At 67.2% G+C, this 19,888-nt stretch carries 13 protein-coding genes; 12 read left to right on the plus strand and 1 reads right to left on the minus strand.

Going from position 1 to position 19,888, the window contains the following annotated elements; genetic code table 11:
- Window positions 1-136: 136 nt before the first annotated feature.
- The 12 genes from sprA (at window position 137) to VMJ70_13090 (ending at window position 18,519) form a co-directional block, all read left to right on the plus strand.
- Window positions 137-6,394: a cell surface protein SprA gene (sprA, locus tag VMJ70_13035; GenBank protein HTO92050.1), complete on the plus strand. Its 6,258-nt coding sequence runs from the start codon at window positions 137-139 to the stop codon at window positions 6,392-6,394.
- On the plus strand, window positions 6,394-7,320 hold the full coding sequence (locus VMJ70_13040; GenBank protein ID HTO92051.1) for a M28 family peptidase: 927 nt from the start codon (window positions 6,394-6,396) through the stop codon (window positions 7,318-7,320). Before sprA ends, VMJ70_13040 begins: the two co-directional genes overlap by 1 nt.
- Window positions 7,321-7,596: 276 nt before the next feature.
- On the plus strand, window positions 7,597-8,058 hold the full coding sequence (locus tag VMJ70_13045; protein ID HTO92052.1) for a ribosome maturation factor RimP: 462 nt from the start codon (window positions 7,597-7,599) through the stop codon (window positions 8,056-8,058).
- Window positions 8,055-9,443, plus strand: coding sequence for a transcription termination factor NusA (gene nusA, locus VMJ70_13050; protein HTO92053.1), 1,389 nt, complete (start codon window positions 8,055-8,057; stop codon window positions 9,441-9,443). The genes VMJ70_13045 and nusA overlap by 4 nt, the downstream gene beginning before the upstream one ends.
- Complete coding sequence (gene infB / locus VMJ70_13055; protein HTO92054.1) at window positions 9,436-11,742, plus strand: translation initiation factor IF-2; 2,307 nt, start codon at window positions 9,436-9,438, stop codon at window positions 11,740-11,742. The genes nusA and infB overlap by 8 nt, the downstream gene beginning before the upstream one ends.
- A 53-nt stretch (window positions 11,743-11,795) precedes the next feature.
- Window positions 11,796-12,077, plus strand: a complete 282-nt coding sequence (locus VMJ70_13060) for a DUF503 domain-containing protein (protein ID HTO92055.1) — start codon at window positions 11,796-11,798, stop codon at window positions 12,075-12,077.
- On the plus strand, window positions 12,074-12,448 hold the full coding sequence (gene rbfA / locus VMJ70_13065; GenBank protein HTO92056.1) for a 30S ribosome-binding factor RbfA: 375 nt from the start codon (window positions 12,074-12,076) through the stop codon (window positions 12,446-12,448). The genes VMJ70_13060 and rbfA overlap by 4 nt, the downstream gene beginning before the upstream one ends.
- Window positions 12,445-13,443 carry a tRNA pseudouridine(55) synthase TruB gene (gene truB, locus VMJ70_13070; protein HTO92057.1) on the plus strand — a complete coding sequence of 333 codons (999 nt, stop codon included), beginning with the start codon at window positions 12,445-12,447 and terminating at the stop codon, window positions 13,441-13,443. Before rbfA ends, truB begins: the two co-directional genes overlap by 4 nt.
- Window positions 13,440-14,342: a bifunctional riboflavin kinase/FAD synthetase gene (locus VMJ70_13075; protein HTO92058.1), complete on the plus strand. Its 903-nt coding sequence runs from the start codon at window positions 13,440-13,442 to the stop codon at window positions 14,340-14,342. The genes truB and VMJ70_13075 overlap by 4 nt, the downstream gene beginning before the upstream one ends.
- 160 nt (window positions 14,343-14,502) lie before the next feature.
- The gene (gene rpsO, locus VMJ70_13080) at window positions 14,503-14,772 is read left to right on the plus strand and encodes a 30S ribosomal protein S15 (GenBank protein HTO92059.1); all 270 of its coding nucleotides are present in this window, start codon (window positions 14,503-14,505) and stop codon (window positions 14,770-14,772) included.
- A gap of 171 nt (window positions 14,773-14,943) precedes the next feature.
- On the plus strand, window positions 14,944-17,130 hold the full coding sequence (pnp, locus tag VMJ70_13085; GenBank protein ID HTO92060.1) for a polyribonucleotide nucleotidyltransferase: 2,187 nt from the start codon (window positions 14,944-14,946) through the stop codon (window positions 17,128-17,130).
- A gap of 138 nt (window positions 17,131-17,268) precedes the next feature.
- Entirely contained in the window at window positions 17,269-18,519 is a 1,251-nt protein-coding gene (locus VMJ70_13090) for a pitrilysin family protein (GenBank protein ID HTO92061.1), read from the plus strand.
- Here VMJ70_13090 and VMJ70_13095 read toward each other — a convergent pair.
- Window positions 18,516-19,727, minus strand: a complete 1,212-nt coding sequence (locus VMJ70_13095) for an aminotransferase class I/II-fold pyridoxal phosphate-dependent enzyme (protein HTO92062.1) — start codon at window positions 19,725-19,727, stop codon at window positions 18,516-18,518. The two genes, VMJ70_13090 and VMJ70_13095, sit on opposite strands and share 4 nt — an antisense overlap.
- Window positions 19,728-19,888 lie beyond the last annotated feature (161 nt).

The following is a 19,888-nucleotide window of genomic DNA, read 5'->3' on the forward strand; positions in this document are numbered from 1 at the left end:
GGGGGCGGAGCCTACCCCACGGGCCGTAAGAGGAGCGAATGGATTTGCCGCGGCATGACTTAGCCCATTTCGCCGCGGTCGCGACGGTCCGCCGCTGCGCCTCCCCCGCAGGTGGCGCGAGTGTTTCGGGGCATGAATGCCGATTGCGCCCACCCTGCCAGCACTGGCATTTCTAATCTCTCTCAAGGGTTTCCCGGGGTTTGGCCTTCACAAGGCCAAGCCGGCCCCTGCGGACACCCTGCCGCCTCCCTGGCGACCGGTCAGCCGCCTGACGCTCGAAAACGACTTCGTGACCGCCGCGCTGCCCCCGATCGTGGACAACTGGGTGGCGCTGAAGCTGACCTTCGACCCGCGCACGCTGCGGGTCAACGTCGACCCCGATTCGGGCACCGTGAGCGCCGGGCCGCTGGTGAACACGGTTCCGGTGGGTCCGCCGCTGCGCCTGACCTTCGACAGCTATGCCGATCAGATGTCGCGCGACAATTTTCAGCGCTTGTGGGTCAAGAAATCCGTCGAGTCCATCAACACCCGAGCGGCGGTAGCCGGGCCCACCACCGGTACCGGGGGGCTGTCGTTCAAGCTGCCCTCGCCGCTCCCCAAACAGGTCCAGAGCCTGCTCGGTCCGGGCGGACCGGCGATCAACGTGGCGGGTTCGGAGAACATCCGCTTTTCGGGCCAGAGCAACTGGACCAATCAACAGATTGGACCGCTGGGGCAGAAGCGCTCGCTGTTCCCTTCGCTCGACATGCAGCAGGACCTCGACATCCGACTCGAAGGCCAGCTCTCGGATCGGATCAAGGTCAACCTGTTGCAGAACTCGGCCAACCAGGTGCCGCTCGCCAATCGGATCTACATCAACTACAAGGGCGAAGAAGACGACATGGTGCAGCAGCTGGCGCTCGGCAACACCGATCTCTCGCTGCCCGGCACCCAATACGTCTCCTACAGCGGCAAGAACGACGGTCTGTTCGGCATCAAGTCGGCCCTGCGCTTCGGGCCCGCCGACTTCACCCTCCTGGCCAGCAAGCAGGAGGGCCGCAGCGAGCGCGCCACCTACACCGGCGGGGCCTCGCACCAGACCGGCACGCTCGCCGACATGGACTACATCCGTGGTGTCTTCTACTTGCTCTACGATCCCAACACGCTCCCGAGCTGGCTGCCGCCGAGCGTGGCGGCGGACCCCAATTTTGCGGGCATCGACATTCCTGAGACCTCGATCAAGGTCTATCTCGACGACTACAACTACGGCAACGACATCAACGTGGTGCGCGGCAAGGCCCTAATCAATCCCGAGGATCGCGGCACGTCGGTGGCGGACTCTTCGGCGGTGCGCGGGTCGTTCGCGCTGCTCAATCCGGGCGCGAATGCCGACTACGAGATCCTGCGCAACGTCTACGGCCCGTTCTTCAAGGTCCTGCGCCTGGTGAAGCAGGTGAGCGGCGAGCAGCGGCTGGGCATCACCTATCAGGCGCGAGCGTTGGCCAAGGACGGCTCCCAGCTCTATCCGCCGGGCGGCGCACTGGTGGACATCGGCGGCGAGTACGAGGTGGACGCCGCACCCGACACCGCGCACGCGTTGCGCATGAAGCTGTTGCGCCCGCCCCAGAGCCAGCTGAGCCAGGACGCCGCCGGCAACTACGACACCACCAACGTATTCACGCGCGTGCGCGACCTCGAGCTGCACAATTTCTACCAGCTCCCTGGCCAGCGGATCGATCCGACGACCTTCACCATGGCCATCCAGCGGGGCGTGGACCAGCCGCCGGTCACGTTCCTCAACCTCAAGGACGCCGCTCACACTCCGGTTCCCTATATCGAGGCGCTCGGGCTCGACAACGTCGATGAGACCACCGGCCAGCCGCTTCCCGGCCACGACGCCAAGGTGGACGGCTCGCTCGTCAGCACGGACAGCCGGGCATTCATCGACTACGAGAACGGCATCCTGTTCTTCCCGGACATCCGGCCGTTCGCTCCGCGCCTGGCCGGCCCCGACGCGAAGCCGTTCGAGCAATTCGTGAGCAGTCACTTCGTGTTTCGGCGCGATTCGCTAACCGCCAATCCCGACAGCGCGGACGGGGCGAACCCGTTTATCTACGACAAGTACAACCCGCGGCGGGACCTCGACGTCCGCTACTACATCAACCTGGACTTCACCGCGGCGCGGGCGGTGGGCGACATCTCGCTGGGTCGCGGCAACATCCTCGAGGGATCGGAGGTCATCACCATCAACGGCGACCAGCTGGTGCGCGACCGCGACTACTCGATCGACTACGACATCGGTCGCGTCACCCTCAAGCGCCAGCTCGGCCCCGCCGACCAGCTCAACGTGAACTACTCCTACGCCCCGCTGTTCGCGCAGGCCGGACGCACGCTGATCGGCAGCGACTTCCGCATCGAGGGCCGTGACAAGCGGGTCGGCGCGGCGCTCATGTACGAAAGCACCGGCGCCCAGGACATCCGCCCGCGTCTGGGCGAGGAGCCGTCGCGCAGCATCATCGGCGACTTGAACACCGAGTTCACGCTGCATCCGGACTGGATCACGCATCTGGTGGATCGGCTGCCCGGCATCCGCACGACCACCCAGTCGGATTTCCACGTTCAGGCCGAAATGGGCCTGTCGCTGCCCAATCCCAACACCAAGAACGTCGTCTATCTCGACGACATGGAGGGCGTGAAGGACGCCGTGTCGCTCTCCATGACCGCCGAGCACTGGCTCCACTCGAGCGTGCCGAGCCGTCTGGTCAATGGGATCAGCACGCCGCTCCTGGCGCTGGCCAAGCAGCACAACGCCGAGATCCAGTGGTACTCGCCGCCCTCGGCGGTGAAGGAGAAGGAATTGAATCCCGACCTCACCCAGGCGCAGGGCTCCGACAACTCGCGCCAGGTGCTGGCGCTGTCGATTCCGCGGCGGCCGACCAGGAACATCGACAATTCGCTCGGGTCGCCGGACACCCTCTGGGCCGGCCTCACCTATTCGCTGGACAAGGTGGGGCTCGATCTGTCCCGCGCCCAATTCATCGACATCTGGGTCAACGATTTCAACGATCATCACAACTGGCCGAACGCGGAGCCACGCGTGCGGGGGCTGAACGTCAAGTTGCATCTCGATCTGGGTGTGGTGAGCGAGGACCAGATGCGCTCCCCCGACGAACCACCCAACGGAAAGCTCGACACCGAGGACCTGGTGCCACGCGACAACGTGCTGAGCGTCACGGGTGGACAGGATGAAGACACCGGAGTCGATGGCCTGAAGGACAAGGACGAGCCGGGCTTCGGCAATCCCGATCCGAATTTCTGGCGCGACCTGACGACGGCGAGCGCGGCCGACCCCGGAGGCGACGACTTCCACACCGTCAACGAGAATTACAAGGACCCGATCGACACCCGCCGTTTCTTTGGCACCAACGGCACCGAAGCCAACAAGAACCTGCTGCCATTCCCCGACACCGAAGACCTGAATCTCAACAACAACATCGACACCAGCGAGAACTATTTCGAGTACACGATCGAGCTGGGGCAGCGGAACAACCCGTACCTGGTGACGGACGTGCAGCGCGACTATCCGGGCCGCGCGGTCACCGACTCGCTCAATGGCTGGAGGCGCTACCGCATTCCGCTCTCGGACTCGCTGCGCCGGGTGTTCGGCTCCCCCGATCTCACCCTGGCCCGGCATCTTCGGCTGTGGATGGAGGGCATCATGCGCCCCGATCCGCCGGCGGATTCTCTGTCCAGCGGGCAGCCGGTGCGGCCGCTGATCGTGCTGGGTGGGCTCGACATCGTCGGCAGCCGCTGGCAGACCGCGATCCTCGACAGCGCCGCGCAGGTGAACGGCACGACCCTGACGCTCAACAGTGTCAACACCATCGACAATCCCTACTACGTCGCGCCGTTCGATCCCGGCGAGACGCTGGCCGGCAGCCAGAGCGTTGCGCGGCGAGAGCAGTCGCTGTCGCTCGAGTTCACGCAGCTGATGCCCGGACAGACGCTGGAAGCGTTCAAGACCTTTTCGGTCGAAGAGGACTACAGCCGCTACAAGGCGCTCGACTGGTTCGCCACCGGCTTCAACGTTTCCGGCTTCAGCGCCGCCACCGACACCGCCCTCTACTATTTCGTCCGCTTCTCGTCGGATGAGCTCGGCCAGAGCTATTACGAGTACCGGACGCGCCTGCCGCGCTACAATGGCACCTCGGGCGGCTGGCAGACCGTGCACTTGCCGCTCACCGATCTCTCGAATCTCAAGCTTCGTCCGGATTTCCCGATCAACGATCCCATCCATTACTCGGCCGCCGGCAGCCAGCCGGGGGATTCGCTGATCGTGAACGGCCGGCCCTCGTTCACCCGATTGCGACGCATCTCGGTGGGACTCGTCAACGCCTCGAACAAGATCTATGACTCGGGGCAGCTCTGGTACGACGAGCTGCGCGCCACCGACGTCGCCAAGGATGTCGGCCACGCGAGCCGCCTCCAGATGGACGGCAAGTTCGCGAACCTCTTCCGCTACAACCTGGCCTACAACGCGCGCGACGCCAACTTCGTCTCGGTCGGCGAGTCGCGCGGCTCGGGCAACAGCACCTCGGACCTGACGCTGGGGGGCGGGCTCGACATCTATCGCTTCTTCGAGGGCACCGGGATCGTCATCCCGCTCTCCGGCACCTATTCGCGCAATACGTCGCAGCCGATGTTCACGGCCGGCGATGACGTGGTGCGCACCGGCGCCCTGCAGGCCAACAGCGAGACCGGCAGCGAGTCCAAGAGCCTGAGCGCCAGCTACAGCCGGTCGTGGAGCGACCGTTCGAACCCGTTTCTTCGCTACACGCTCGGTGGCATCACCGGCAGCTACACCTATTCGACCAGCGACGGGCACGGACCGACCTCGCTGAGCAACGGAGAGACCCGCAGCGCGACCGTCTCGTACGGCATCAGCCCGCGCAACCTGTTGCGGCTCCCGATTCCGCACACCCGGATCAACCTGTTCCCGCTGCCCGAGCACCTCTTCTGGAACTACGGAGTGTCCACCACCAACAGCCAGAGCTTTGTCGTGCTTCGCGACGGGACGGTCCTGCCCCAGACCAATATCGCCGCGCGCAGCGCCGCGATCACCTTTGGCGCGGATACGCGCCCGCTCGACATCCTGCATCACCATTTCGACGCGGTGCGAAGCCTGACCCTGCCGGACAACCTCCTCGAGCGCATCGGCTTCATCAATCTGGGACGCGTGACGCAGTGGCGGCAGAGCTTCGACTCGCGATACGCCATGACGCGCGGACCCTGGCTCTCGCCGAGCTTCTCGTGGAACTCGAACTACAACCAGGACAATCGCCCGGATCTATCGCCGGACATGTCGGTGCGCGCGATCAACAACGGCCAGGGGATCTCGGGAAGCTGGGCGCTGCCCTTCGATCGGCTGGGGCGAAGCCAGTCCGCCCTTCCCGACAGCACGCACCGAGGGCCGCGCTTCTCGGTGGGGTCCCTGCTCTCCAGACTGGGGAGCTTCTCGGCCGACGCGAGCGTGAACCAGTCGAGCTCGTACTCGAGGCTCGCCGGCGTCCCGAGCATTCCGTACCTGGTCGGCATCACCAGCCAGCCGGGATTCAGCCTGGTGCCGGGGCACGGGGTGACACCTCAATTCGGCAACTCCTCGAGTCAATCGTTCAACTGGCGGACGGCGGGACGAACCCGGCTGGCGCTGGGAGCCGATGTCTACATGTCGGTGCGCGCCGAGTACAACAACTCGAAGAACAACGTGAACGGGCTGCTCACGCGGTCGATCGCCACCAAGTTCCCGGACTTCGACCTGGACTACGGCCGGCTCGCCCAGATCACCCACTTGACGCACTTCCTGGAGAATCCCACCCTGCGCACGTCCTACACCCGGTCGGTTCAGACCGACTTCCTCGGCATCTCGACGATTCCGACCGGGCGCAGCATCAGCAGTCAGTGGTCGCCGCTGGTCAGCGTCAGCGGCACCTTCAAGAACCAGACGCGAGCCGAACTCAGAATCGAGCGTCGCGTGAGCGAGCGCGAGAACTTCCAGTTGGTCAATTCCATCACCACCAGTCGCAACACCGACGTCAATCTCAACTTGAGTCGCGCCTACAGCAAGGGCCAGAAGATCTCGGTGCTCGGCCGCGAGAGCACGGTGCGCAGCAACGTCAACCTGTCGCTGGCGATGGTCTACTCGAAAGAGAGCGGCGAGACCCGCCAGGCGGGTTACAGCCAGCCCCAGCTGCCGGTGGACCGCGACCGGCTGTCGCTCACCGGCAACGGCTCGTATTCCTTCAGCAACAACGTGACCGGCAATCTCACCCTGGGCTACGGCCTGAACCGCGACATTCAACGCGACATCATCTCTCAGAACATTCGCGTCGAAGTGCGCGCCGCTTTCACCTTCTGATGATCCGGCCGCGCGTGCTGGCGATGCTGGTGCCGCTCGCGCTGCTCTCGTGCGCGGCCCGCTTCACCCCCCCGATCGACGGCGGACGCGCGCACGATCGCGTCGCGAAGCAGGTCGCGTTCGGCCCGCGCATCCCCGGAACCCCGGGCCACCAGGCGATGCGCGCGTGGCTGGTGGCGGAGCTGCGCCGGCTCGGAGCCGACGTCGAGGAGCAGACCTTCGTCGATTCCACGCTCGGCAAGCGGATGTCGCTCTGCAACGTCATCGGCCGCTATCCGCCGGCCCACCCCGGCGTCACCCGCCGCGTGATGCTGTGCGCGCACTGGGATTCGCGGCCGTGGAGCGACGAGGACCCCGACACGGCCTCGCGCCGGCTGCCCTGCCCGGGCGCCAACGACGGCGGCTCGGGGGTGGCGGTGCTGTTCGAAGTGGCCGAGTGCCTGTCGCGGGAACGCGCGCCGGTGGGGGTGGATCTGGTGTTCTTCGACGCCGAGGACATGGGCCGCTCGACTCGGCCGGATGAATTCTCGATCGGCGCGAAGGAGTACGCCCGTCGCCTGCCTGCGACCGGCGATCCGCGGCGGCCGGTCGCCGCCTTTCTTTTCGACATGGTCGGCGATCGTGATCTCGACATCCCGGTTGAATCCAACTCCTATCAACGCGCGGCCAATCTCGTCGCGCTGGTACTGGACGGCGCCCGGGCCACCGGCTCCAGGGCTTTCCACGACGAAATTCGCTATACGATCGTCGACGACCACCTGCCGCTTCTCGACGCCGGGCTGCCGGCCGTCGACCTGATCGACTTCGACTACCCGGTCTGGCACACGCACCTGGACCTGCCCGATCAGGTCGCCCCGGCCAGCCTGGCCGAGGTTTCCCGGGTGGCGGCCTGGCTCGTCTATCGCAGCCCCCTCTCGGGACCTTAGGTTGTGAGGCGGAGAATGTTGATCGCCTGCCGCGGGCCCGAACTCGGGAGAAGCCGGATCGAATTTTCAAGGACTTAGCGGCCCGATTCCCCCCATCAACAGTCTGCGCCGCACAACCAAGACGCTGGCCCGGCTTCCCATCCCCGCCCGAGGGGGCCGCTTGCCGATCCCGCGGCCATGAGTTACTGTGCCGCCTGAGGAGTGGGGCAGGCGCGACCACTCCGTTTTTTTCCCCTCCCGGGAGCCGAATTGGAAGTCCGAGAAGAAGTTCGCCAGTTGAGTCAGCCCCTCGCCGAGGAGCTTGGCTACGAGCTGGTGGACGTCGAAGCGCTCGTGCTCGGACGAGCCAGAGTGCTGCGTGTGCTGCTCGACAAGCCAGGCGGCATCACGGTGGGGGAGTGTGCCGCGTTCAGCCGCCGACTCGGTGACAGTCTGGAAATGAACCAGACCGTTTCCGGGAGCTATCACCTGGAGGTGAGCTCCCCGGGAATCGACCGGCCGATTCGTACGCTGGAGGCGGCGGCGCGATTCGCGGGACGGCACGTCACGCTGACCACGCACGAGCCGCACGACGGACGGCGCCACTGGGATGGCGCGTTGCTGGTCGCGAAGGACGGGCGTGCGGGCGTGCGTACCGAGGATGCAGTCGAGCACTGGTTCGCATGGGCGGACGTGAAGTCCGCCCGGCTGGTGGTGGATCCCTGGGAAGGCAAGCGTTCGCAGAGGGGACGCCGATGAACAACGAAATTCTTGAGGCGCTCAGTCAGATCACGCGCGAAAAGAGCGTGGATCGGGCGCTTCTGATCGAGACGCTCGAGGCCGGGCTGGCCAGCGCCGTGCGCAAGAAGCACGGTGCGACCGCCGACGTCGAGGTCAAGTTCTCGAATGACACCGGCTCGATCACGGTGGCGATCAAGAAGACCGTCGCCGAGACCGTCGAGGATCCGGCCCTGCAGATGACGCTCGAGGAGGCAAGGGCCAATCGGCCTGCCGCCGCGGTCGGCGACGTGATCGTGATTCCTCTGCCGATCGCCGAGTTCGGGCGCAACGCGATTCTCGCCGCCAAGCAGGTGTTGATTCAGCGCGTGCGCGAGGCCGAGCGCGAGCGCGTGTATCGCGAGTACTCCGACAAGATCGGCACGCTGGTGCGCGGCGTGGTCCAGCAGGTGGACCGCGGCAACGTGATCGTCAAGCTCGATCATTCCGAGGGGTTCCTGCCGGCGCGCGAGCAGATTCCCCGCTCGTACCACCGCCAGGGCGATTACGTGCGCGCGGTGGTGCACAGTGTGGACAAGCTGGCCAAAGGTCCGCAGGTGATCCTGTCGCGCACGCAGCCGGATTTCCTGCGCCGCCTGTTCGAGTCCGAGGTGCCCGAGATCGCCGACGCCATCGTCGAGATCAAGGCGGTGGCGCGGGAGGCCGGCGCCCGTTCCAAGATCTCCGTGTATTCGCACGATCCGCGAGTGGACGCGGTCGGTTCGTGCGTGGGGCTCAAGGGTTCGCGCGTTCAGAGCATCGTGCGCGAGCTGGGCGGCGAGCGCATCGACATCGTGCCGTGGTCCCAGGATCCTGCGGTGTTCGTGTCGCGCGCGCTGGCGCCGGCCAAGGTGATGGACGTCAAGGTGCGCGAGGCCGAGAAGCGCATGATCGTGGTGGTCGCCGACGATCAGCTGTCGCTCGCCATTGGCAAGGGCGGACAGAACGCTCGACTGGCCGCGCGGCTCACCGGCTGGAAGATCGACCTGATCTCGAAGAGCGAGGAGAAGAAGCGGCTCGAGCTGGAACGCGCGAGTCGCGTCGAGATCGAAAAGCTCGAGCTGGGCGAAGCCACCACCGAGAAGCTGATCTCGGCGGGCATCGAAACGGTCCAGGAGCTGCTCGCCAAACCGCTCGAGACGCTGGTCGAGATTCCGGGCATTGGCGAGAAGACCGCCGAAAAGCTGATCGCGACCGCGCAGGAGTATCTGGCCGCACATCCGCCGGCACCGCCGGAGGCGCCGAAGCAGGACATGGAATTCACGCCGGAGATGGAAGCGGCGCCCGATGCAGCCCCCCCGGCAACCACGGAAGAGGCGGCCGCGGCCGAGACGGCCGGATTGAATCACGGAGAACCGAGTGCCTAGCGCCACCCCTCCCAAGAAGCAGCGGGTCTACGAAGTCGCCAAAGACCTCGGCATGTCCAGCGAGGCCGTACTGCAGATCGTGCGGCGCATGGGCGTCGAGGTGAAGAATCACATGAGCACGCTCAGCACCGAGGCGGTCGAGAAGGTGCAGGCGGAGATGGCTCACGAACGCACCGCGGTGCGCGAAGAGCAGGCGCGCAAGCACGAGCAGGAGCTGCAGCGCGCCCGCGAGGAGCGTGCCCGCGCCGCCGCGCAGGCCGCCGCCGCCGTCGCCGCGCAGGCGGCCGCCGCGCCCGCCGCGCCGGCGCGCCCGGCTCCGCTCCGGCCGGCGCCGACCCTGCCCGCGCGACCCACCGGTCCCGCGCCGCGGCCGCTCGAGCCCCGCGGCTTTCGCCGGCGCGATCGCAAGAAGAAGAAAGTGGTCGACGAGAAGCTCGTCATCGAGAGCGTTCGCAAGACCCTCGCCAGCCTCGATACCGGACAGGCGCGCCGGCGTCATCGCCGTCGTGACGAGGAAGGCGAGGGAGCCGGCGCCGAGGCGGCGCGCGTCATCCACGCCACCGAGTTCATCACCGTGGCCGAGCTCGCGAACCTGATGGAAGTGAAGCCGCAGGAAGTCATCACCACCGCCATGCGGATGGGCGTGATGGCCACCATGAACAAGCGGCTCGACAAAGACACCATCGAAGCGGTGGCCGATGAGTTCGGCTACGGTGTCGAGTTCGAGGCCGAGTACGGCACGGTCGAATCCGAAGCGCCCGCCGAGGTCGAAGAGGGCGAGCGGCTGCCCCGGGCGCCGGTGGTCACGATCATGGGCCACGTGGATCACGGCAAGACCTCGCTGCTCGACTACATCCGCAAGACCAACGTGATCGCGGGCGAGGCCGGCGGCATCACCCAGCACATCGGCGCCTACGAGGTCGAGCTCCAGGATGGCCACAAGATCACCTTCCTCGACACGCCCGGCCACGAGGCGTTCACCGCGATGCGCGCACGCGGCGCGCAGGTGACCGACGTGGTGGTGCTGGTGGTGGCGGCCGACGATCGCGTGATGCCGCAGACCATCGAGGCCATCGATCATGCCAAGGCCGCCAACGTTCCGATCGTGGTGGCGATCAACAAGATCGATCTGCCGACCGCCAAGCCCGATCTGGTGAGGCAGGAGCTGGCGACCCACGGCGTGGTGGTCGAAGCCTATGGCGGCAAGACCGTGGCCGCCGACATCTCCGCCAAGCGCGGCACCAACGTGGACAAGCTGCTCGAGCTGATCCTGCTGCAGGCCGAGCTGCTCGATCTCAAGGCCGATCCCGTGCGGCGGGCGAAGGGCGTGGTGCTCGAGGCCCGGGTCGAACAGGGCCGCGGCGTGGTGACCAGCGTGCTGGTGCAGCAGGGAACGCTGCGCGTCGGCGACGCCTTCGTCGCCGGCCAGCACTCCGGTCGCGTGCGCGCGATGTTCGACGAGCGCGGCCGCACGGTGAAGCAGGCGGGGCCCTCGACGCCGGTCGAGGTGCTGGGCTGGAGCGGGACGCCCGCGGCCGGCGACACGTTCGTGGCCTTCCTCGACGAGCGCGAGGCGCGCGAAATCGCCGCCAAACGACAGGCGCTGCATCGCGAGCAGGAGTTCCGCGCGGCCAAGGCGATTTCGCTGACGGAATTCCACTCGCGCATGGCCCAGGGCGAGACCAACGAGCTCAAGCTGGTGATCAAGGGCGACGTGGACGGCTCGGTCGAGGCGCTGTCCGAGGCGCTCACCCGCCTCAGCACCTCCGAGGTCTCGGTGCGCATCATCCGCCAGGCAGTCGGGCAGATCAGCGAATCGGACGTGCTGCTGGCCGCCGCCTCGTCGGCGATCATCGTCGGCTTCCATACGCGGCCCGACGCGCGGGCGCGCGAGCTCGCCGAGCGCGAACGCGTCGAGATCCGGTTCTACGACATCATCTACAAGGCCGTGGACGAGGTGAAGCAGGCGCTCGAAGGCCTGCTCAAGCCCGAACTCAAGGAAGTCGTGCTGGGAGCGGCCGAGGTGCGCCAGGTGTTCAAGCTGTCCAAGTCCGGCACCGTGGCCGGCTCGATGGTGACTTCGGGCACGATTCCGCGCACCGGAAAGGTCCGGCTGATCCGCGGCGGCGAAACGGTGTGGACCGGCCGTATTCAGGCATTGCGCCGCTTCAAGGACGACGTGCGCGAGGTGTCCAGCGGCTTCGAGTGTGGCATCACCCTCGAGGGCTGGCAGGATCTCAAGGTGGGCGACGTGATCGAGGCGTTCACCATCGAGGAGATGGCCCGGACGCTCGGCTGATCCCCCTCGAGGTGGTCGGCCCCGTTCGGCCCGGCTCCGTCCCCGTCGTCGCCATGTACGTCGGCATCGTCCGAATCGAACTGCACCTCCCCGGCAGCCAGTCGCTCAAGGACAAGCGTTCGATCGTGCGGGGGCTCAAGGACCGGATTCGTTCGCGCGTCTCGGCTGCGGTGGCCGAGGTGGACCATCAGGATCTCTGGCAGCGCGCGGCGCTCGGCGTCGCGGTCGTGTCGGGCGATGCGCATCACCTTCACGAGTTGCTCGACTCCGTGCGGCGATTGGTGGAAGCCACCCACGGCGCAGAGTTGATCGAGTGGCAGGAGCAGGAAGCATGAGAATTCGACCCGAACGCGTCGGTCACATGATGCAGCGCGAGATCGCCGACATCCTGGCGAACAAGCTCCGCGATCCGCGGCTCGGCGCGATGGTGAGCGTGACCGACGTCGAGGTCACCCCCGACCTCTCGTTCGCGCGCGTTTTCGTGAGCATCCTGCCGCAGGATCAGCAGCGCGACCGAGTGCTCGAGGGCCTGCAGAACGCCGCGGGGTTCGTCCGGCGCGAGCTGGCGCCGCGACTCGGATTGCGCGAAGTGCCCGAACTTCGATTCCTGCTCGATACCTCGAGTGAGCGCGGCGCGCGCGTGGAGGATCTGCTGCGGCGCCTGTCGAAGGGTGAGAACATCCAGGACGAGGAGGAGGAGTCGTGACCGTGGCGGCGCCGCGAGTCCCGGCCGCCGATCGCTCGGCGAGCCCCCTGACCTCGGGACTGCTGGTGGTGGACAAGCCCGCCGGACCGACCTCGCACGATGTAGTGGAGCTGGTGCGCCGGCGCCTGCGCGCGCCGGGGGCGGGGCACGTCGGCACGCTCGATCCCGCCGCCACCGGCCTGCTGCTGGTGGCGGTCGGGGCGGCGACCCGCTGCGTGCCGGTCTGGCAGCGCGGGCTCAAGACCTACGAGGCGGCGATCCGCTTCGGGCTCGAGACCTCGACCCAGGATCTCGGCGGCGAGGTGATCGCGCGCGGCGGATCGATTCCCGACGAGGCCGCGATCCGCGCGGCCTCACGCGAGTTCGTGGGCGACCTGGAGCAGCTGCCGCCGATGGTCTCGGCGGTCAAGGTGGGCGGCCGCCGGCTGCACGAGCTGGCCCGCGAGGGGCGCACTGCCGAGCGGCGCGCGCGCCGGGTCCGCGTGGAGGATTGGAGCTGGCTCGAATTCTCGGCCGCCACCGCGCGCTGCCGCATTCGCTGCTCGGGCGGCACCTACGTGAGGACGCTGGCGCACGATCTCGGCCAGAAGCTCGGCTGCGGCGCGGCGATCGCGGCTCTTCGCCGGCTCGCGAGCGAGCCGTTCGACTTGTCTCGAGCGGTGACGATCGACGAGCTGCGCTCGCTCGACACTCAGGCCATCTGGGAACGCGCCGGCATTCCGCTCACCGAGTCGCTCGCGCACTTGCCCTCGCTCTCGCTCACCGCCGAGGAAGCGACGCGAGTCGGACATGGCAATCCAGTTCTCCGTCCCGGGATCGCCATCGCCGAGCCCGGAGAACGCCTGAGCCTCTTGCTCTGCGACGCCTCCGGCATGCCGCTGGCGCTGGCCGCCGCACGCTCCGATCCCCACGACTCCCGACTCGGCTGGGTGCAGCCCGACCTGGTCTTTCCCTGGGCGGTGCGGGAGGGACCTCCGAAGGCGGGACGCGCGTGAGCGCCGTCGTGACCGTCGGCGTGTTCGATGGCCTTCATCTCGGGCATCGCCAGATCCTTGAGCGGGCCCTGGCGCGACGGCGTGGCGATCGCTGCGTGGTGGTGAGCTTCGATCCGCATCCCGATCTGGTGCTCTCCAAACACTTCCATGCCGAGCCGCCCCTGACACCGCTGGCGGAGAAGCGCGCCCGGCTGAACGCCATGGGCGTGGATACGCTCGACGTCATCCCCTTCACCCGCGAGCTGGCGGCGCTGCCGCCCGAGCGCTTCGTCGCCGAATACCTGATCTCGCCTCACGGAATGCGCGCGCTGGTGGTGGGGGAGAACTTCGCGCTCGGCAAGGGCCGCGCCGGCAACGTCGGCTGGCTGCGCGAGCATGGCGCGCGCGAGGGCTTCGAGGTCGAAGCCGTGCCGTTGCTCGAACTGGAAGGAGCGCCGGTCACCAGCACGCGCATTCGCGGCCTGCTGGCCGAAGGGCGCGTCGCGGACGCCGCCCGGTTGCTGGGACGCCGCTATTCGCTGTCCGGACGCGTGGTGAAGGGCCGCTCGGTGGGACGAACGCTCGGCTTTCCCACCGCCAACCTGCAGCTCCACGCCGAGAAGCTCGTTCCCGCTCATGGGATCTATGCGGTGTGGGCGCGCCCCGAGGGCGAGCGCGAGCCGTCGATGGGCGCGATGAGCATCGGCGTTCGCCCGACGTTCGGCGAAAGCGAGCGGACGCTCGAGGTGTTCCTGCTCGACTGGGATGGCGACCTCGGGGGCCGCGACCTGGACGTGGAGTTCGCCCACTGGCTGAGGCCCGAGCAGCGGTTCGACTCGCCCGCGGCCCTGTCGGAAGCGATGGCGCGCGACGTCGCCGCGACTCGCCGGCTGCTCGATGCCCAGACCTCACGGCGCTGAACGGACCGGTCCGGCTGGCCCGCTTGTCGGGCATCGTCGTCGGGTGTTACAGTGCCGGCTCGCCCTGAACATGGGTGCACCTGATCACGCTCCGCCACCCGAGAGCTTGCACTCGGTGGCCCGGGCCCGCAGTTGACCCACCATGCAGGAGGTGACTTCTGTGACGCTCTCCAAGGAGCAGAAGCAGGGGATCATCGGTAAGTACAAGATTCACGAGGGGGATTCGGGTTCCCCGGAAGTCCAGATCGCGCTGCTCACCGAGAAAATTCACTACCTCACCGAGCACTTCAAGGTTCACAAGCGCGATCACGCTTCGCGTCGCGGTCTGCTGAGGATGGTGGGCCAGCGCCGGAGGCTGCTGGATTACCTGAAGGCCACCAAGGTCGATCGGTACCGCAAGGTCGTCAAGGAACTCGGACTGCGCCGCTAGGCGCGGTCCGCGATGAGGAGCGCCAGGGAAGCCCCCACACGGGGGGCGTCGCGCTCCAGCGCGCGGGATCGTGCGTTCCCGCAGCCGCCCACCGGCCCTTCGCTTGGCCGGCGTGCGCGGAGTGGGTCCGGCGGGTGCCGGGCCTGAAGGCGAGAGGACAGGACACTTCGAATGGAACAGCGAGTTTCGTTGGAACTGGGCGGGCAGACGCTCACCCTCAGCACTGGAAAGTGGGCGAAGCTGGCCGGCGGCTCGGCCGTCGTGCAGCTCGGAGGCACCGTGGTGCTGGTGGCCGCGAGCGCGGCCAAGAACGCCAAGCCCGGATTGGATTTCGTACCCCTGACCGTGGACTACCGCGAGCGCACCTATGCCGCCGGCAAGATCCCCGGGGGATTTTTCAAGCGCGAAGGCCGCCCCACCGAGAAGGAGACGCTCAGCTCGCGCCTGATCGACCGGCCGGTCCGGCCGCTCTTCTCGAAGCAGTTTCCCTACGAGACCCAGATCATGGCGACGGTGGTCTCGTCGGATCAGGAGAATGACGCCGACGTACTGGCGCTGATCGGCGCCTCGGCCGCGCTGACGCTCTCCGACATTCCCTTTCCAGAGCCCCTGGCGGGCGTGCGGGTCGGCCGCGTCAATGGCGAGCTGACCGTCAATCCCACCTTCTCGCAGCTGGGCGAGAGCGACCTCGACATGGTGGTGGCCGGCACCGCCGACAACATCATCATGGTCGAGGGCGGATGCCGCGAGATCCCCGAGAGCGTGCTGGTCGAGGCGCTCCAGTTTGCGATGAAGCACATTCGCGACATCGTCAACCTGCAGCACCAGCTGCTGGCCGGGCGCGCCAAGGCGAAGCGGCCGCTGGTCGAGAAGGTCGACGTCTCCGAGCTGGAGAGCGAGCTCAAGTCGCGCTACAACGAGCGGCTGAAGGCGGCGATCCGCATCCCGGGCAAGGAAATGCGCCAGGAGGAGATCGACACGATCGGCACCGAGGCCACGGCCAGCCTCACCGAGAAATACGGTGACCAGGCGGTCTTCATCGGCAAGATCCTGCACGACCTCGAGCGCGACCTGCTGCGCGCCATGATCCTCGACGAAGGGGTGCGTGCCGACGGCCGCGGGCCGGACCAGATCCGCCCGATCACGATCGAGGTCGGGGTGCTGCCCCGCACCCACGGCTCCTGCCTGTTCACGCGCGGCGAGACCCAGGCGTTGGTGGTGACCACGCTCGGCACCAAGAGCGACGAACAGCGCATCGAGGAGCTCGAAGGCCAGTCATGGAAGTCGTACATGCTGCATTACAACTTCCCGCCCTTCAGCGTCGGCGAGGTGCGTCCGATCCGCGGCCCCGGCCGGCGCGAAATCGGCCACGGCGCGCTGGCCGAGCGCTCGATCGAGCCGGTGATCCCGACCGATGCCAACTTCCCCTACACCATCCGCGTGGTCAGCGACATCCTCGAGTCCAACGGGTCATCGTCGATGGCGTCGGTGTGCGGCGGCTCGATGGCGCTGATGGACGCCGGCGTGCCGATCAAGGCGCCGGTCGCCGGCATCGCGATGGGGCTGATCAAGGAGGGCGAGAAGATCGCGGTGCTCACCGACATCCTGGGCGTCGAGGACCACCTCGGCGACATGGACTTCAAGGTGACCGGCACGCACGACGGCGTCACCGCCTTCCAGATGGACACCAAGATCGGCGGCATCTCGTTCCAGGTGATGACCGACGCCCTCGAGCGCGCGCGGCAGGGGCGGCTCCACATCCTCGGCAAGATGGAGGCGACGCTGCCGGCGCCGCGCGCCGAGATGTCGCCGTTCGCGCCGCGCATCATCATCATGCACATCCATCCCGACAAGATCCGCGAGGTCATCGGGCCGGGCGGCAAGATCATCAAGCGCATCACCGAAGAGACCGGCACTCAGATCGACATCGAGGACAGCGGCGAGGTGCGGATCGCGGCGGTGAACGGCGAAGGTGGCCGTCGCGCCGAGGAAATGATCCGCAACATCACCGAGGATCCCGAGGTTGGTCGCGTCTATCAGGGCCGGGTGCGCAGCGTGGTCACGTTCGGGGCCTTCGTCGAGATCGTCCCGGGCCGCGACGGCCTGCTACACATCTCGGAGATCGATCATCATCGCGTCGCCAAGACCGAAGACGTGCTGAACGTCGGCGATCTGGTGATGGTCAAGGTCATCGACGTGGATCGCGACGGCAAGATTCGCCTGTCGCGCAAGGCGCTGTTGCCGGTTCCCGAGGGCGTGACGGTCGGGGCCGGTGATCGCGAGCACCACGATCGGGGCCGGGACCGCGACCGGGATCGAGGGCGCGATCGGGATCGCGACCGCGGCCGGCGGCGGTGAACCCGCGCGGCCGCCGCTGACCGAAGGCCGCGCTGCGGAACATCGTCTCAGCGACATCCGGGTGGCAGGGCGACCTGCCACTCGCCGTTTGGAGCCGCGAGGGAGCGGATTCTGGAAGAGAGCTATCGCAAGAGTCGCATGACCTCAGGGCTCACCCTGGTCAGCGAAACCATGCCGCACCGGCGGTCGGTCGCGATCGGCGTGTGGTTGCGCACCGGCGCGCGCGACGAGCCCGTCGAGCGCCTCGGCATCACGCATTTCCTCGAACACATGATGTTCAAGGGCACCGCCCGTCGCGACGCCCGGGCCATCGCCCGCAGCCTCGAATCGGTGGGCGGCCACCTCGACGCGTTCACCGGGCGCGAGCAGGTGTGCTACTACGCGCGCTGCCTGGTCGAGCACCTGCCGACCGCGGTGGACGTGCTGGCCGACATCGTCTGCCACTCGCGCTTCGCCGAGCACGAGCTCGAGCGTGAGAAGTCGGTGGTGCGCGAAGAGATCTTCTCATGCGAGGACAATCCCGAAGACAAGGTCAACGATCTCCACGCCGAGCAGATCTGGGGAGATCACCCGCTCGGCCGCCCGATCCTCGGCCGCGTCGAGACCGTCGACGCGCTGACGCGGCCGGCGCTCAGCGACTACTTCCAGCGCCGCTACCGGGCCGATCATCTGGTGATCACCGCAACCGGCGCGATTCAGCACGATCAGTTGCTCGAGCTGATCACGAAACACTTCGATCCGCCCGAAGGGGAACCCCTGCCGCTCTCGCCGCCGCCGCTCGGGTTCTCGGCCTCGGTGCGGCACGAAGTGCGCGACGACTTGCAGCAGCTCTATCTGACGCTCGGGACGCGCGGGCTCGCCTACACCGATGCCGAGCGCTATCCGCTGGTCGCCCTCAACGCGCTGCTCGGCGGCGGCATGAGCTCGCGACTGTTCCAGAGCGTGCGTGAGGAGGCCGGGCTCGCCTACTCCGTGTATTCGACGGTGGACTTCCACCGCGATGGCGGTTTGTTCGGCATCCAGCTCGGGGTGGCCCCCGATCGCGGCCGTGAAGCGCTGGCGCGGGTTCGCCACGAGCTGACCGCGCTGGTGAGCGACGGGCCGACCGAAGAGGAAGTGGACGCCGCGATCGCCCAGCTCTGCGGAAGCGTGCTGATGGGGCAGGAGAGCGTGTCGAACCGGATGTATCACCTGGCGCACGAGGAGATCTACCGCGGGCACTACACGCCGCCCGAAGAGCAGGTGGCGAGGATCCGCGCCGTGACGCCGGCCCAGGTGCGCGCCGTGGCGGCTCGATTTCTGCCGCCGGGCGGATTCGCGCTGACCGCGCTCGGTCCGGCCGCGGGGGCGCCGCTCAGCGAACAGGACTGGCGGATCGACGCCGCCTAGTAGCTCATCCCGGCTTCATTCATCCGCCTCGCGGCTTCGCGCAGGCGATCCTCCGAAACGCAGAGCGCGACGCGAACGTAGCCTTCGCCGGCCTGCCCGAAGCCGCTGCCCGGAGAGACCACCACGCCGGTCTTGTCCAGCAGCTCGGCGGTGAATTCGAGCGAATTGGAGAATCGCCGCGGAATGGGCAGCCACACGTAGAGGGTGGCCTTCGGGGTGTGCACCGGATAGCCCAGGGCCCGCATGCCTTCGAGGAAACTGTCACGGCGGCGGCGGTAGGTCGCCGCCGCTTCGCTACAGTAGTCCTGGGGGCCGGTGAGCACCGCGAGCGCCGCACGCTGGATCGCCATGAACACCCCGAAATCCATGTTGGACTTGATCTGCGTCAACCGCGCCACCGCCTCGGCGTTGCCCGAGGCGAAGCCTATGCGCCAGCCCTGCATCGAGTAGGACTTCGAGAAGGAATGGAACTCGATCGTGCGCTCCTTCTCCTTGTCGAAGTTGAGGAAGGATTTCGCCCGATAGGAAGGATCGAGGGACAGATCGCAGTAGGCGATGTCCGAAACCACGAACAGGTCGAAGTCGCGCGCGAAGCGGAGCAGGTCGTGATAGAACGCGTCGGTCTCGACCGCACCGGTCGGATTGTTCGGGAAATTCACGCACAGGATCTTCGCGCGCCGCGCCTTGTCGGTCGGAATCGCGGTGAGATCGGGAAGGAACTGCCGGCTCTCGAGCAGCGGCACCTCGACCAGATCGGCCTGGGTGAGCGCCGCCACTCCCAGGTACGCGGGATAGCAGGGCGTGCAGAGCAGCAACGTGTCGCCCGGGTTCACGTGAGCGAACATGAACTTGGCGATGCCTTCCTTGGAGCCCACCAACGCCAGGGTCTCGCGCTCGGGATCGACCGGCACGCCGAATCGCGTGCGATACCACTGCGACACGCCGGCGCGGAACTCCGGCAGCCCGTTGAACGATGGATAGCGGTGGTTCTGGACCCGTGGGTCGTTGAGCGCCTCGATCAGGGCGTCGATCGCGCGCTGCGGCGGGCGCAGGTCGGGGTTGCCGACCCCCAGGTCGATCACGTCGACGCCCTGGCGGATCTTGGCGTCGCGATCCTGGAACACCTTGGCGAGCGCGTAGGGCGGCACGTTCAGCAAGCGGTCCGACGGTGCAAGCAGAGCGTTGACAGGGGATTGGCTCGCCGACATATTGCCTCCGGCCGCGAGTCCTCCGCGCGGCATCGGAATTGCGTGAACGCTGTTCAATCATGGGTGGTGCTCCGAAGATTGCAGCTGGGGGGTGGCTGCGCTTTAGGCCACAAGGCCGTGCCCGGGTTCTCGGCGGTCGTTGCCGAAACCGACGGAATGGC

This window comes from Candidatus Sulfotelmatobacter sp. (assembly GCA_035498555.1).
Taxonomy (GTDB): Bacteria; Eisenbacteria; RBG-16-71-46; order RBG-16-71-46; family RBG-16-71-46; genus DATKAB01.